We start from the raw sequence: 14,679 nt of genomic DNA, 5'->3' as shown, positions 1-14,679 counted from the left end.
TAAAATATGATCGCGTTGATCGATCGCGTCGCTCAATGTGGCCATTGTCAATATGAGGGAGTCTGTTAGGAGGAATGATGAGCAAATCCGCTAAGCCGGCCGTTGACCGGAAATATCATCACGGTGACCTCCGGCAGGCACTGATCGACGCTGCCGTCGCCATCGTCGCCGAGGAGCAGAACTGGAATTTCTCGCTGCGTGAGGTGGCACGCCGCGCGGGCGTGTCACACAACGCGCCCTACAATCACTTCGCCGAGAAGCGGGACTTGCTCGATGCTGTCGCGGCGGTAGGTTTCGACACACTCCGGGGCGCAATGGCCTCAGCATTGGCGGCCTCCGCCGACACAAGCGAAGCAATGCTCGCCATCGCGCGCGCCTATGTGGCGGTCGCTGCTGACAACCCGGCGCTCTATAGATTGATGTTCGGGCCGGAACTTGCCGGTCCGGACGGCGTGCGACCCGAACTCGCGGAGACTGCGGGGGCCGGCGCGAAAGCGGTGCTTCGCGACGTCGTGGTTCGGGGTGCGAACGACGGGTTGTTCGCGGCTTCCATCGACGACGAGCAGTCGATAGCTATGGCCGTCCTGGCCGCTTGGTCGGCCGTTCACGGCCTCTCTATGCTTGTCGTGGATGGAAAGACGGAAGCGGCCGCAGGTTCGGACGTGTGGGCGGACGGCGTGATGATGCTCGTCATAGAGGGTCTGCGTCGTCGCTAGGCTGACAGCGCGTATAAGACTGCGGCTTCGGCGTGGAGCGCGGTGGTGTCGAAGATCGGCACACTGCTGTCCTCGGGGCGAACCAGCAGCATGATCTCGGTGCATCCGAGTATGATCGCCTCCGCGCCAGCCTCAACCAAGCGAGCGATGATGTCACGGTAGGCCGTGCGCGAGGCCTCGTCGATCGTCCCCGCTACCAGTTCCTCGTAGATTATACGGTGAACCGTGCCGCGGTCTTCATCGCTCGGCACGATTACGTCGAGGCCATGTTCCTCGGTCAATCGTCCCTTATAGAAAGAATGCTCCATAGTGAACGCGGTGCCGAGCAGCCCCACTTTCGTGAAGCCCGCCGCTTTGATGCGCTCGGCCGTGGGGTCGGCAATGTGCAGCAGGGGGATGCCGACGGCCGCCTGCACCGCGGCTGCCATGCGGTGCATGGTGTTGGTGCAGATCAGGAGCACGTCGGCCCCGCCGGCTTCCAAGCGACGGGCGGCATCGACCATCTTTTCGGTCAACCCGTCCCAGTCTCCTTCGTGCTGGAGAGCTTCAATCTCAGAGAAATCGAACGACCAGAGCATGCAGCGGGCCGAGACCGTTGGACCACGCTGATCGCGCACGCCTTCGTTGATCATACGATAATATTCCGCCGAGCTTTCCCAGCTCATGCCGCCGATAAGGCCGATCATCGGCATCGACGGTCGGGCACGATGTCTACCACCAGCAGCAAACAGCTCGGCTTGGTCAGTTTGTTGAAGCAAACCGTCTATGGATGAGTTATCCGCCATCCGCATATCATAGCGCCACCTGGCCTCATGTCACCTCATGCGACGGTCGGCGCTCCGCCTGTCTCCGTGCCTAGCCGAATGGGTATTATGAGGCGGCGTTGCCGACCGGCCGCTTGTCATCGCGGCATTAGGTAGCAAAAGCCACAAGATTGGCGGCTCGTTCGCGGGTACGAATCCGCAAGTTTCGCGGGAGTTCGCGAGATCCTCTCTCGCAGCTCGGCAATCTCTACCGCCACACTCGCTCTGCAAGCCTTCAGATCGTCCGCGAAACCCATTGCAAGCGCGTGCGCCAGGTGCTGTCCGCCGACGGTACCAAGAACCTCTGGGAATCGCCGCCTAGGGGCAAACCTGACGCATGGTACCAAAGCCGAAAGTCCGCTTCCGACCCTTCTAAGCCATCCATGCAGCCTATCTGCAAGATAAGTTTTGGGGCGACCCACCCTGAATAGTCAGATTGGAGGGATGATTCAGGAGGTTCAGCGGTAGCTTAATGTCTTCCTAGGCGTACAGGCGCCCATCCCTTATCGGGCAAAGCATTTGTCGAAGTGGTGGAGGCTGTTGAATGGCGACGCTGGCGGGGCAATACACAAGCGTAGGACAACCGAACTGCTGCGGGTTATCCATCCGAACCGTCTCGACCTCGACACCACTCATCTACCGCCAGCAACGGCTGCGCGAATGATCATCTCTCACGCGACGCGTCTCGCATGAGGCTCGTATCCCCTCATTATGATCGACTTTTATGGTCGTCGCGGTATCGGTCTATGGGCGGAGCGGCAAATGAGGCTCCCCTGGATCGCGTGTTTCAACCGGGAATAGATGAAACGGAAGACGGCCCATCTGGCTGGTGGCTTTTGCTACCTAATGCCGCAAAGTTCCCCGCGGCTCGGCCCCGCGAAGGGCGCCCTCCGCTTCGTCGAGATCGGCGAGGATGGTGATGCAGCGACGATAGTAGCTCTCCCCGTCAAGCGTCGGCGCAACGTGGCGCGTCGTCCTGTCGAGAAGCCGCGTGCCGAGATGCGTCTCCAGGCCCTTCATTGCTTCCGTCGCCGTAGACCGCGGCAGGCCAAGATCGCTGGCTGCTGACGTGAAGCTGCGACGCTCGACGACACGGACAAAGAGGCGGATACGGTCGAGATGATCCATGCCGGATTGTTCGCTCCATCCGAATGCACTAGGCAAGTTGCAGCTCATGATCGCCGAGCTTCGACCCGCTAGATATCGGGTTGAAGTCAGGAGAACAAAGCGATGAGCGAACATGATCAGCGCGTGGCCATTGTCACCGGAGCATCCCGGGGCATCGGTGCAGCCGTCGCAAAGCGACTGGCAAAGGACGGCATCGCTGTCGTCGTCAACTATGGTCGCGGTCGCGACGATGCTGAGACCGTGGTCGGCCAAATCGAGGCAGCAGGCGGCCGCGCTCTCGCCGTGCAAGCGGACATCGGCGAGCCGAGCGGGGTGCGCACGCTCTTCGACGCGGCCGAACAAACGTTCGGTAACGTCAACATCCTTATCAACAATGCCGGCATGATGAGGCTAGGGCGGCTAGCTGAGGTTGACGACGCCGACTTCGAGGTCCAGGTGGCATTGAACCTCGGCGGCGTCTTCAGGGGCATGCGCGTGGGTGCCTGCCGTCTTCAGGAGGGCGGACGCATCGTCAGCTTCTCCTCAAGCGTCGTCGGCCTCTACCAGCCCGGTTACGGCGTCTACGCCGCGACGAAGGCCGCGGTCGAGGCGATGACCCATGTCCTCGCCAAGGAACTCGGCGGGCGCGGCATCACCGTCAACGCCGTGGCACCCGGGCCCGTCGAGACGGAGTTCTTTCTCGCAGGCAAGAGCGAGGAGCAGGTCCGGGCCATCGCGGAGGCCAATCCTTTTCGGCGCCTCGGCCAGCCGGAGGACATCGCCGAGGTTGTTGCCTACCTTGCCAGCCCGGAAGGCCGCTGGATCAGCGGCCAGGTCATCCGCGCCAACGGCGGCATCGTCTGACCGTCGCACTCGTCCGACTGGGCCACATCGGCGCTTCCGCAAGGGAAGAGGCGGACGGTCCATACCCAAGCAAGACCCTCCACCCGCGCCCTTCATCCAGAACCTAACGGAAAAGGAAGCTCCTATGCCCTTCGCCAACATCAAGGTTCCCCAGGCCGCTTTGTCCTCTGCCCAGAAGGAGGAGATCGTGCACCGAGTGACCGAACTCTTCGTTGACTACTTCAGCGAAGCGGTGCGCCCCCACACGATGGTCCTCATCGAGGAGGTTCCGGACGGCGGCTACGGCCGAGCTGACGAGGTGTATGTCATCCCCGCGGCGTACCGCGCTCGCGACTAGCTCCGCTTGCATCGTAATCGCTGCGGCAATCCTTGCTGCTCAGGTTGTGAATGGTCATCAAACGCCACCACATTTTCCGGCGTACGCGCGTCGACATCAGGCATCAAACGGTGGGCGCGCAGATAAGCATGCCTGCACCGAGAATCCTCGACTGACTTGGATGGCAGGTATTGGCGTCTGCGTTCCGGAACGCCGCCTTTCTCTTTTCTACCCTGTCAAGTCAATCGAGGCCGCGGAAGCAGACGCCTAGAAGCTGTCTGACAGGTTTCGACCATTCTACGACCTTTAGCATCCTTCGTAATGATCCCGGAAGCAGACGTTCCGATACGGTGCTTAAGCTCAAGGTGTAGCTTCATGATGAGCGTGACCGCGTCGACGTCGATACCGCAAGCATATCTCGGCGATGCGATTGGTCTCGGCCTCAAAAATCGGTCAGACGATGCCGCCATTGGCGAAGATGGTCTGTCCGTTGACCCATCCGCCGTCGCTACTGCAAAGTGTCGAGATCACGTCGGCGATGTCGGAGGGTTCGGCGAGCCGCTTGTGTGGCGTCCTCTGTGCAAACCCCTCGATCTGCTCTGTCGTCTTTCCATCTGTGAAGAGCGTCGTATTGACGAGGCCCGGCGCCATCGCGTTGACCGATATCATCCGGCCCTGAAGCTCTTTGGCCATGACGTTCGCATACATTTCCTGTGCGGCCTTCGAGGCCGCATAAGGCCCATAGGTCGGCGACCTGAGCTGAGTGATGCTGGAGGACAGGGCGATGATCCGCCCACCATCGCGCACATGCCGGGCCGCCTCGCGAAGAACGTTGAACGAGCCCTTCACGTTGACCGCGATCATCCGGTCAAAGTCCTCGTCAGACATGGTTGCAAAGGGCGCAAGGCGCATGATGCCGGCATTGCTGACGACTACATCGACGCCGCCGAAGGCGCGATCAGTGACATCGAACAGCCGCCGTACGGCCGCGGGGTCGCTGACATCGGCCTGCTCCCAGACGGCCTTGCCGCCGGCGGTCTCGATCTCGGCGACGACCGCTGCGGCGAGGTCCCGGTTCACGACGCAGTTGACGGTGACGCTGAAGCCGTCGCGGGCAAGACGCTTCGCCACGGCCGCGCCGATGCCGCGCGATGAGCCGGTAACCAGTGCCACCTTCGCGGTGCCGGTCGCGGCCTGAGCATTCGCCCCTGAGACGCCGGTGGCGATCAGGGCTGGAGCGATCGCCGCGGCGGCAATCAGTGTTCGTCTGTTGATCTTATCGTTAAACTGAGTGGGGTTGCTATCGCAGGTCACGGTAGACTTCCTTTCGTTGCGGACCCTGGCTGGGTCCGATGGCGCAAAGGTTAACCGGAGCGACCGCCCTCCTTCGAATGCGTAATGATCAAGTCAACGATGATTCAGAGTATGTCTCCGCCAGCCATAATCGGCGGAGCACCGCCATGTGTATGTGATCCTTCGGCTCATCCGAAGGATGATTTCTATTCATTCGTCTCCGGTGCCGGGATTGGTTACAACATGGCTTGGAGATAGTGCGAAACCGGGCCCGCACCCTTGATACTGACCTTAAGAAGTGATTTCCGTGACAAAATCCAAGAGAGCTCGAACTTTGGCGGACATCGACTTTGGCGAGTGATGATAGACGTAGAGGGGGAACACCTCTTCTGCCCAGTCTGGCAAAAGCTGAACCAGTCGACCGTCGGCAAGGAAAGGGCGCGTGTAGATTTCCAACGGCTGGCCAATCCCATGACCGGAGAGGCAGGCCGCCAAAAGGCCACCCGTATCCGTCACTGTCAGTCGTCCGGATACCTTGACCCAGACGCGCTCCCCGCCCCGGATGAAATCCCAGTCGTAGTGTTTCCCGGTCGCTGGATCGCGCATCAGAATGCATTCGCGTCCGCTGAGATCGGAGGGGCCGTCAGGCGCTCCGTTCCGTTCGAGGTAGGCAGGCGAGGCGCAGGTCAGGACCCGCGTCCGCAACAGCAGCCGGCAGGTCAGCGACGACATCTGCGGTTCGCCGAAATGGATTCCGACGTCGAAGTTTTCGGCAACGAGGTCACCCATGCGGTCGCGGACATGGATTTCGGCCGCCAGATCGGGGTGCCGTGACAGAAAGGTCTGGATGGTGGGTAACAGGACATAGTGGCCGAAGCAGCCATCGACGTTCAGCCGCAGACGACCCCGCACCTGACCGACGGATCCGGCGGCGTCGGTAGCGGCTTCCTCGATGCTGGACAGGTGTGGCGCTACGCGCTCGTAGAAGAGGCGGCCCTCATCCGTAAGGGTAATCGAGCGGGCGTTCCGGTTGAAGATGCGCAGGCCGACCCGCTCTTCCAAGCGTGCGACGGCGCGACTGACCGCAGACTGGGTGAGCCCAAGCGCTTCTCCCGCGCGCACGAAACTTCCGGCCTCGACCACGGCCGAGAGAACTCCGATCCCATTCAGCAGGCGACTATCAAACGTCATGAGCCCGACTTTTTATCATGGATGTCGATGTTCCAATGAACGCTAGGCGAGGCTGGAGCAAGTACCCCTGGATCGATCCCCTCCCAGTTTCCTTCGGCCGGGGATGGTCACGTGCCTCGTCCATCCCATTAACCCCAGACGACCGGAACATGACCGCTGTACCGCTGAGCGTGAACGGAAATGAGGCGCCACCCGCCGAGCGGGGGATGCCGATTGCCTGGCTACTGCCACTGATGCTCACCGTGCTCGTCATGGTGGCCGTGGTTCCGGTCGTGCTGCTGGGCTACCTTGGCGCCCGGGACAATACCGACCGCCTCATGCGCGATCGCAGTGAGCTCGTCCTCGACGGCATCGTTGGGACATTGGTGTCGCAGCTCGAACAGGTCGAAACGCTGCTCGGCCATGCTGTTGAAGCCGGGGGCGGCGCCTCGCTGGACACGCGAGACCTCGACGTCCGGCGTGCCTTCCTAGCTGCCGCCGTCGCCGCGGCGCCGCAGGTCGACATGATTGCGCTCGCGCTGCCGGACCAATCCTGGCTGATCCTCGAAGGGGGCAACTGGCGCGACCACGGCGCAGCCATGGGGGAGCAGCCCCATGTCCGACAAGCCGTGAATAAGTTGAACGCAGATTTGGGATCGCTCTGGTTCGGTCCGTTTTGGAGCCCGGCTCTCGAAGAGCCGGTGATCGCGTTTGGCACCGCCCTGAAATCTGCCCGTCGGGATCATGCTGGCGCCTTGGTCGCTATGGTGCCGATCCACAAGCTCTCCGGTTATCTCATGGAAACAGCGAATGACTTCGGTCAGACCCCCTTCGTGCTGCTCGGCCGCAGTCGCGTGCTCGCTCATCCGGAACTGACAAGAGCCAGTCAGGTCGTCGGTCGACAGCGCGATCAGATCCCACGGATCGGAGCATTCGGAGATCGGGTATTGGCCAGGATCTGGTCGCGACAGGCCAACGATCTGTCGCGCGCGCAACCTTTCCGACGGTCACGTGGGCATTGGAGTTGGCTGGAACCCGATGGGTTCGAATCCAACGCCTATGTCTATCGCGCGCTTGCAGGTTACGGCACTGAGCCGTGGACCGTCGGGTTCCACTAGCCGGGCATCGAGACCCGGCGCGAGCGCGGGATGGTCACCGCCATCGGTATCGGCGGCCTCGGTCTGCTGGCCGTCGCTATCCTCGTTGCCATCTTCGTCGGGCGACGGCTCGGTCGTCCCATGCTAGCGCTAGCGAAGGTGGCCTCGCGCGTCGAGGTCCTGGATTTTTCCGGAGCCGCGGGATTGCCACGCGGTCCGGTGCGGGAGATCAACCAGGCGGTCGGGGCCGTCGAGCGCATGGCTGGCGGCCTCGCATGGTTCGAAACCTATCTTCCCAGGACGCTCGTGCGCCGCCTCATGGCAGCGGGCCCCGATGTGCGGCTCAGCGAGATGCGCGATGTCACCGTCATGTTCACCGATCTGGAAAGCTACTCCCAGTTCTCGCTGGAGCTCCCGGCAAATGATGTCGTGAACTACCTTAATGAGCTCCTGTCACGCATCGGGCCGATAATCGAGGAAGGTGGCGGCACGATCGACAAATACATCGGCGACAGCGTCATGGCATTCTGGGGGGCTCCCGACGAACGGAGCGATCACGCCGCGGCTGCGTGCCACGTCGCCATGGCTATAGCCCGAGAGGTGGAAGCGTTCAATGTCGGGCGGCGTGACCAAGGTCAGCATGCGTGCCGAATGAGGATCGGCCTGCATACGGGGCCGGTGGCCGTCGGTAACGTCGGCTTCGACGGGCGGATGGACTACACCATCATCGGGCAGACGGTAAATGTTGCACAGGCAATCGAACAGGCGGGCCGCGGTGTGGTCGGCATCCGCGAGGCGGTGGTTCTGGTTTCGGCCGCAACCGCGGACGGCGCCGGTCCGGCTTTCGCCTTTGAGCCTCACAGGGGTTTGATCGTCGACGATGTGACCCAGACCTTTCAGCTAAGTTGAAGAGCCGTGGGCATGGGACAAAGGGCCGAATGCAGTGGCCTGTCCGCTTCCGGAATATCTTCGCGAATGGCTGCCGCTCCGTTCACGATCCACTCAGGACCTTCCTCGCAGACGGGGTCTGTTCCGAAAGCAGACCTTCAGACGTGGATGCCCGGGAGCTCGCGCAGGAACGAAGTCAGCTCGTCTACCAACAGGCGGATACGCTGGATGCGCAGACGGCCCGGCACGATGAGGATCGACAGGGGAACGGGTTCAGGCGCGTAGCCCGGCAGGACAACCTCGACGGCACCACTTTCGATCAGGTCGTCGATCAGCCAGAGATGGGTGGGCGCGATGCCCCGGCCATGGGCGACCGCCTCCCGCGCCGCCAGTCCGTGATCCACCAGAAGCTGGCCGCCGAACGGCACCGAGGCGATGCTTTGACCGGGCCCTCGAAGGACCAGCGTCCCGCTGTCCGCCACGTTGCTCATGCGGATCGCCCGATGGTGCCGGAGGTCGTCAGGGCTGTCGGGAGAGCCGTGGCGAGCGATATACTCGCGCGAAGCGACGAGGACGCGGCGGGACGAGCCGACGAACTTGCGGTGCATCGAGCTGTCCTCGAGACGCCCTAGCCGGATAGCGATGTCGGCGGCTTCCTGAACGAGGTCGATCCGCACGTCGGAAACGTTGAAGTCAATCGCGACGTTGGGGTGCTGATCCTGGAATGCGAATAGAGCCGGGGCAACATGGCGGATCGCGAGCGCGGCCGTGCATGAGATGCGGATGCTTCCGGCGAGGCTTTCAGTCGCCTGATGCACTCCGTCCCCCGCTTCCTCTACCCGGCTTAGGATATCGCGCGCGTCCTGGTGGTAGCGGGTCCCTTCCGGCGTCAGGGTGAGATGGCGCGTCGTTCGGTTGATCAGGGTAGTGCCAAGCGCCCGCTCCAGTTCCGCCACATGGCGGCTGATCGTCGCCTGCCCAACGCCCTGCTCGCGGGCAACTGCGGAGAAGTTGCCGCGCTCCGCCACTCGAACGAAGCTGCGCATTCGCTCCAGGGTTACTTCTGATTTATCCAAGGCCCGGAACGGTCATATGCATTTCCTACATCTTCCGAATAAGTCTGGCTGTGTCTAACTCCGCGGTGCGAGAACCGAAAGAGATAGCCATGAACATTCAGATCGTATCCGCCCATCCTGATCCGAATTCGCTCACGAACGCCCTGCGCGATGTGGCGGTCGAGCAATTACGCGCCGATGGCCATATCGTACGCATCACCGATCTCTATGCTGTGAATTGGAAGAGCGAGGTCGACCGAGAAGACTTTTCTGCCCTTCCGCCATCGCAGCGCCTGCGGGTGCCAGCCGCCTCCGGGGAGGCTTTCGCCTCAGGAACATTGACCGAGGACGTGAAGTTGGCGCAGGAGCGCCTCCTAGAGGCAGATGCCTTGATCCTGGCTTTTCCGCTCTGGTGGTTCTCGATGCCCGCGATCCTGAAAGGATGGATTGACCGTGTCTATGCCTACGGCTTCGCCTATGGCGTCGGCGAGCACAGCGACACGCGCTGGGGCGACCGGTACGGTGAGGGGCGCTTGGCGGGAAAGAGGGCAATGCTACTGGTCACGGTGGGCGGATGGGCTTCCCACTACGGACCGCGCGGCATCAACGGGCCTATGGAAGACTTGCTGTTCCCGATCCAGCACGGGGTCCTGTTTTACCCCGGCTATGACGTGCTGCCGCCCTTTGTGGTCTACAGGGCGGACCGCATGGACGAAACAGGCTTCGAGGTGACATCGGAGGACCTGCGCGAGCGAATGCGGAACGTCTTCAATGAGACGCCGATCCCCTTCCGCCAGCAGAACGCGGGAGACTACGTGATCCCGGCGATGGAACTGCGTCCCGAGGCGGTCCCCGTGCACCTCACCGGGTTCGCCGCGCACCGCGCCTCAGAGTGAACGTCCGGTTTCGCACGTCTTCCGATTGTGAACATCGGTTATCCCCCCGCCGTCGTAACACCACGCACGTCTTGAAAAGCTCGTGGCCCAGGCCGGAGGGACCAAGGCCATGCTTCGAGAGTCAGGCTTCTTCGGGATCCGAGTCAGACACCGACCCCCTTTGAGTCGGGGTTCCCAGCCTCGCTACACGCGCCCGATCAGATGTCCAGATTGGCGACGGACAGGGCATTTTCCTGGATGAACTCGCGCCGCGGCTCGACCTCGTCGCCCATCAGCCGCGAGAACAGCTGGTCGGCGTCGGTGGCGTCGTTGATCTTCACCCGCACCAGCGTGCGGGCGTCCGGATCGAGCGTCGTCTCCCAGAGCTGCTCCGGGTTCATCTCGCCAAGGCCCTTGTAGCGCTGGGTCGCGATGCCCTTGCGGCCGACCTCGAACACCGCCAGCAGCAGCTCCAGCGGCCCTGCCAGCGGCCGCTCGGTCTCCTTGCGGCGCAGCACCGGCATGCCGTCGTAGATCTCGGCCAGGCGCCCGGCGAGGCGGTTGAGCTGCAGCGCGTCGCCGGAATTGATGAGCGCCGCGTCGACGGTCTGCGCCTCGGTCACGCCGCGCACCGTCCGGGTGAAGCGGTAGCCGCCGTCGACGGATTCGCCGGCCCAGCCCCGCTCGGTCTCGTCGGCGACGAGGTCGAGCCGTTCCGCGATCCGCGCGGCCATGGCCGGCGCTCTTGCCGGATCTTCGGCGATTTCCGCCGTCAGCGCGCCGCAGATGGCCGCCTGCTCGACGGCGCTGCGGTCGTAGCGCGAATGCAGCCCGGCCATCACCTGGCGCAGCTGCAGCGCGTCGTCGACCACGGCGCGCAGGTCGCGGCCGACCCGCACTTCGCCGGATTGAAGCGTCAGCGAGGCATCGTCGAGCCCGCCTTCGATCAGGTAGTTCTCGAGCGCCTTCTCGTTCTTCAGGTACTGGCTCTGCTTGCCGCGCGTCACCTTGTAGAGCGGCGGCTGGGCAATGAAGATATGGCCGCGCTCGATCAGCTCCGGCATCTGCCGGAAGAAGAAGGTGAGCAGCAGGGTGCGGATATGGGCGCCGTCGACGTCGGCGTCCGTCATGATGATGATCTTGTGGTAACGCAGCTTGTCGGCGTTGAATTCGTCCTTGCCGATCGAGGTGCCGAGCGCAGTGATCAGCGTACCGATCTGGTCGGAGCCGAGCATCCGGTCGAAGCGCGCCCGCTCGACATTGAGGATCTTGCCCCTGAGCGGCAGGATCGCCTGGTTCTGCCGCGACCGCGCGCCCTTGGCCGAGCCGCCGGCGGAATCACCCTCGACGATGAAGATCTCGGACTTGGCGGGATCGCGCTCCTGGCAGTCGGCGAGCTTGCCCGGCAGCGAGGTGATGTCGAGCGCGCCCTTGCGCCGCGTCAGCTCGCGCGCCTTGCGGGCGGCTTCTCTTGCGGAAGCCGCCTCGACCACCTTGCCGATGACGATCTTGGCTTCCTGCGGATGCTCCTCGAACCAGCTCGACAGCGTCTCGTTGACGAGGCTCTCGACCACCGGCCGGACCTCGGAGGAGACCAGCTTGTCCTTGGTCTGCGAGGAGAATTTCGGGTCCGGCACCTTCACCGACAGGACGCAGGAAAGGCCCTCGCGGCTGTCGTCGCCGGTCAGCGAGACCTTTTCCTTCTTCAGGACGCCGGACGCCTCGGCATAGCCGGTCACCTGGCGCGTCAGCGCGCCGCGGAATCCGGCCATGTGGGTTCCGCCATCCCGCTGCGGGATGTTGTTGGTGAAGCAGAGGACGTTCTCGTTGTAGCTGTCGTTCCACCACAGCGCCGCCTCGACGACGATGCCGTCCTTCTCGCCGTGCAGGACGATCGGCTCGCCGATCAGCGGCTTGCGGGCGCGGTCGAGATACTCGACGAACGCCTTGAGGCCACCCTCGTAGAACAGCTCCGTGCGCTTCTCGTCGGCGTGGCGCCGGTCGGAAAGGACGATGCGCACGCCCGAGTTCAGGAAGGCGAGCTCGCGCAGCCGGTGCTCCAGCGTCGCGTAGTCGAAGCCGGTGACGCCGGTGAAGGTGGCGGTCGAGGGCAGGAAGGTGATGGTCGTGCCGGTCTCGCCGCCGGATTCGCCGATCGCCTTCAGCGGCGCGTCCGGCACGCCCTCGCTGAACGACATCTCGTGGATCTTGCCCTGGCGCTTGATCGTCATCTTCAGCCAGACCGACAGCGCGTTGACGACGGAGATGCCGACGCCGTGCAGGCCGCCGGAGACCTTGTAGGAATTCTGGTCGAACTTACCGCCGGCATGCAGCTGGGTCATGATGACCTCGGCCGCCGAGACGCCCTCGCCGGTGTGGATGTCCGTCGGGATGCCGCGGCCGTTGTCGGTGACCGTGCAGGACCCGTCGGGGTTCAGCGTGACGGTGACGCCGGTGGCGTGGCCGGCCAGCGCCTCGTCGATCGAGTTGTCCAGCACCTCGTAGACCATGTGGTGCAGGCCGGAGCCGTCGTCGGTGTCGCCGATATACATGCCGGGACGCTTGCGAACGGCATCCAAACCCTTGAGCACCTTGATCGAATCGGCGCCGTAGTCGGATTCGGAGATGGGGTTCGTATCGTTCGCAGCGGACATGATGTTCCTTGGGTTCGGACAGGCACGGCAAGCCGCGACGAATCGCCTCTCGCGTGCGCCGTATATAGAGTGTCGCAAGGGCTTTTGAAAGGCGAAGGGGCCGGCCGGCCGGCTGGCGCAGGCTTGCCGTTGTCGACGCAGGGCATCGCGGCTCCCATATGCGGGAGAACGCAAGGATACCCGCGCCCATGGACAATCCCATCGACCCGTCAGCCCGACCGTTTCGCGCGCCCGCCCCGGTGCCGCATGCAACGCCACTCGGCTTTGCCGGCTTCCTGCGCACCGCGACGCGCAACCCGCTGGAGATCTGGGGCACCCGCGCCTTCAAGGAGCCCTACATCCGCGGCAGCTGGCTCGGCGTGCCGAACATCGTCATCAACGATCCGGCGGGCGTGCGCCACTGCATGGTCGACAACGCCCGCAACTACGTCATGCAGCCGCTGCGCCAGCGCCTCCTGCGGCCGCTCCTGCGCGACGGGCTGCTGACCGCCGAGGGGCCGCTCTGGCGCCGCACCCGCAAGGCCATCGCCCCGGTGTTCACGCCGCGCCACATCGCCGGCTTCACCGACGCCATGGAGGTGCGCTCGCGCCGCGCCGCCGACCGTCTGGCGGAGCAGGAGGGGACTGTCACCGACGCGGCGCATGAATTGACGCTGCTGACCTTCGACATTCTCCAGGCGACGCTGTTCTCCGACGACATCGCCAGCGAGCCGGAGGCCTTTGCCCGCTCGACCCAGCAGTTCCTCGGCTCGATGGGCCGGATCGACCCGCTCGACCTGCTCGGCGCGCCCGCCTTCCTGCCCCGCCTCCGGCGGCTGAAGGGACGGAAGTCGATGCTCTATTTCCGCGGCCTGATCGCCGACACCATCGCCCGCCGCCGCGTGCAGATCGAGCGCGACCCGGACGGCGCGCCGAACGATCTGTTGTCGCTGCTGGTCAAGGCGGACGGGCTCTCCTCGGGCGAGATCGAGGACAACATCATCACCTTCATCGGCGCCGGCCACGAGACCACCGCCCGCTCGCTGACCTGGACGCTGTATCTGCTCAGCCAGGCGCCGGACGAGCGGGCGCTGGTCGAGGCCGAGCTCGACACGCTGCTGCCGACGCTGACCGATCCGAACGAATGGGCCGACAAGCTGGTCCACACGCGCGCCGCCTTCGAGGAGGCGCTCAGGCTCTATCCGCCGGCCCCGTCGCTGAACCGCACGGCGCTGGCGGCCGACAGCACCGGCGGCGTCGACATTCCCGCCGGCTCGACGGTGCTGGTGATGCCCTGGCTCATCCATCGCCACGAGATGCTGTGGGACCGACCTGATCACTTCATCCCGAGCCGATTCCTGCCCGGCAACCGCGAATCCATCGACCGGTTCCAGTATCTGCCCTTCGGAATCGGCCCGCGAGTCTGCATCGGCGCCGGTTTCGCCCTTCACGAGGGCGTCATCGCGCTCGCGAGCCTGCTGCGCGGTCTGCGCTTCGACTATGCCGGCGGGGCGGCGCCGGAAGTCGTGCAGCGCATCACCATCCAGCCGCTCGGCGGCATGCCGATGCGGGTCTCGCGGCGCTGAACGGCGCGGCCTGAGAAGGGCTTCCCGACGGGGTAAAAAGTCCGTCAGGGACGCGACACCGTGGCAGAAGCAGCCGGCGCGGCAGCGATGCCCTTGCGTCCGGCGTTGGCGCGGCTCATAATGGAGCTTCGGGTATTTTGCAGACCCGGAGTTTGGCAGACGTTCCGACCACGCAAGGGGTCGCCCTTGGACTCGATCCGATGGGCCGAGGGAACCGACCCTTGCGCCGAATCCTTGTGAACTTCCGAACTTCGGCCGCGGCTTGCCGCGTCTATA

The 14,679-nt window shown here is 63.8% G+C and carries 12 protein-coding genes and 1 pseudogene; 7 read left to right on the top strand and 6 right to left on the bottom strand.

Features of this window, described 5'->3' with window-relative positions; genetic code table 11:
• The first annotated feature begins 77 nt into the window (after positions 1-77).
• Entirely contained in the window at positions 78-716 is a 639-nt protein-coding gene (locus GTW51_RS06465) for a TetR/AcrR family transcriptional regulator (RefSeq protein WP_163043092.1), read from the top strand.
• Here GTW51_RS06465 and GTW51_RS06460 read toward each other — a convergent pair.
• Both GTW51_RS06460 and GTW51_RS06455 read right to left on the bottom strand, forming a co-directional pair.
• Positions 713-1,408, bottom strand: a complete 696-nt coding sequence (locus tag GTW51_RS06460; RefSeq protein ID WP_163043091.1) for an aspartate/glutamate racemase family protein — start codon at positions 1,406-1,408, stop codon at positions 713-715. The genes GTW51_RS06465 and GTW51_RS06460 overlap by 4 nt on opposite strands.
• A 960-nt stretch (positions 1,409-2,368) precedes the next feature.
• A pseudogene (locus GTW51_RS06455) lies at positions 2,369-2,647 on the bottom strand (LysR family transcriptional regulator); the annotation flags it as partial.
• A gap of 102 nt (positions 2,648-2,749) precedes the next feature.
• On the opposite strand from GTW51_RS06455, the gene GTW51_RS06450 reads away from it, so the two are divergent.
• Both GTW51_RS06450 and GTW51_RS06445 read left to right on the top strand, forming a co-directional pair.
• Positions 2,750-3,490, top strand: coding sequence for an SDR family oxidoreductase (locus GTW51_RS06450; RefSeq protein WP_163043090.1), 741 nt, complete (start codon positions 2,750-2,752; stop codon positions 3,488-3,490).
• A gap of 124 nt (positions 3,491-3,614) precedes the next feature.
• Entirely contained in the window at positions 3,615-3,827 is a 213-nt protein-coding gene (locus GTW51_RS06445) for a tautomerase family protein (RefSeq protein WP_163043089.1), read from the top strand.
• Between the two features lie 432 nt (positions 3,828-4,259).
• Here GTW51_RS06445 and GTW51_RS06440 read toward each other — a convergent pair whose 3' ends face one another.
• Both GTW51_RS06440 and GTW51_RS06435 read right to left on the bottom strand, forming a co-directional pair.
• Positions 4,260-5,120: an SDR family oxidoreductase gene (locus GTW51_RS06440; protein ID WP_425483232.1), complete on the bottom strand. Its 861-nt coding sequence runs from the start codon at positions 5,118-5,120 to the stop codon at positions 4,260-4,262.
• 270 nt (positions 5,121-5,390) lie between these two features.
• Positions 5,391-6,290: a LysR family transcriptional regulator gene (locus GTW51_RS06435; RefSeq protein ID WP_163043088.1), complete on the bottom strand. Its 900-nt coding sequence runs from the start codon at positions 6,288-6,290 to the stop codon at positions 5,391-5,393.
• Between the two features lie 149 nt (positions 6,291-6,439).
• Here GTW51_RS06435 and GTW51_RS06430 point away from each other — a divergent pair, with 149 nt between their 5' ends.
• Positions 6,440-7,387, top strand: a complete 948-nt coding sequence (locus GTW51_RS06430) for a cache domain-containing protein (protein WP_163043087.1) — start codon at positions 6,440-6,442, stop codon at positions 7,385-7,387.
• A 30-nt stretch (positions 7,388-7,417) separates the two neighbouring features.
• A complete protein-coding gene (locus GTW51_RS06425; RefSeq protein ID WP_163043086.1) occupies positions 7,418-8,275 on the top strand; it encodes an adenylate/guanylate cyclase domain-containing protein in 858 nt (285 codons plus the stop codon).
• A gap of 137 nt (positions 8,276-8,412) precedes the next feature.
• Here GTW51_RS06425 and GTW51_RS06420 read toward each other — a convergent pair whose 3' ends face one another.
• Positions 8,413-9,330: a LysR family transcriptional regulator gene (locus GTW51_RS06420; protein WP_163043085.1), complete on the bottom strand. Its 918-nt coding sequence runs from the start codon at positions 9,328-9,330 to the stop codon at positions 8,413-8,415.
• 89 nt (positions 9,331-9,419) lie between these two features.
• Here GTW51_RS06420 and GTW51_RS06415 point away from each other — a divergent pair, with 89 nt between their 5' ends.
• Positions 9,420-10,205: an NAD(P)H-dependent oxidoreductase gene (locus tag GTW51_RS06415; protein WP_163043084.1), complete on the top strand. Its 786-nt coding sequence runs from the start codon at positions 9,420-9,422 to the stop codon at positions 10,203-10,205.
• A 197-nt stretch (positions 10,206-10,402) separates the two neighbouring features.
• Here GTW51_RS06415 and gyrB read toward each other — a convergent pair whose 3' ends face one another.
• Entirely contained in the window at positions 10,403-12,838 is a 2,436-nt protein-coding gene (gene gyrB, locus GTW51_RS06410) for a DNA topoisomerase (ATP-hydrolyzing) subunit B (protein WP_163043083.1), read from the bottom strand.
• Positions 12,839-13,026: 188 nt separating this feature from the next.
• On the opposite strand from gyrB, the gene GTW51_RS06405 reads away from it, so the two are divergent.
• Positions 13,027-14,403: a cytochrome P450 gene (locus GTW51_RS06405; RefSeq protein ID WP_163043082.1), complete on the top strand. Its 1,377-nt coding sequence runs from the start codon at positions 13,027-13,029 to the stop codon at positions 14,401-14,403.
• Positions 14,404-14,679 lie beyond the last annotated feature (276 nt).

It is taken from the genome of Aurantimonas aggregata, assembly GCF_010500835.1.
Taxonomy (GTDB): domain Bacteria; phylum Pseudomonadota; class Alphaproteobacteria; order Rhizobiales; family Rhizobiaceae; genus Aurantimonas; species Aurantimonas aggregata.
The sequence above is the reverse complement of the archived record's forward strand: the minus strand, read 5'-3'. Positions and strand labels throughout refer to the sequence as shown.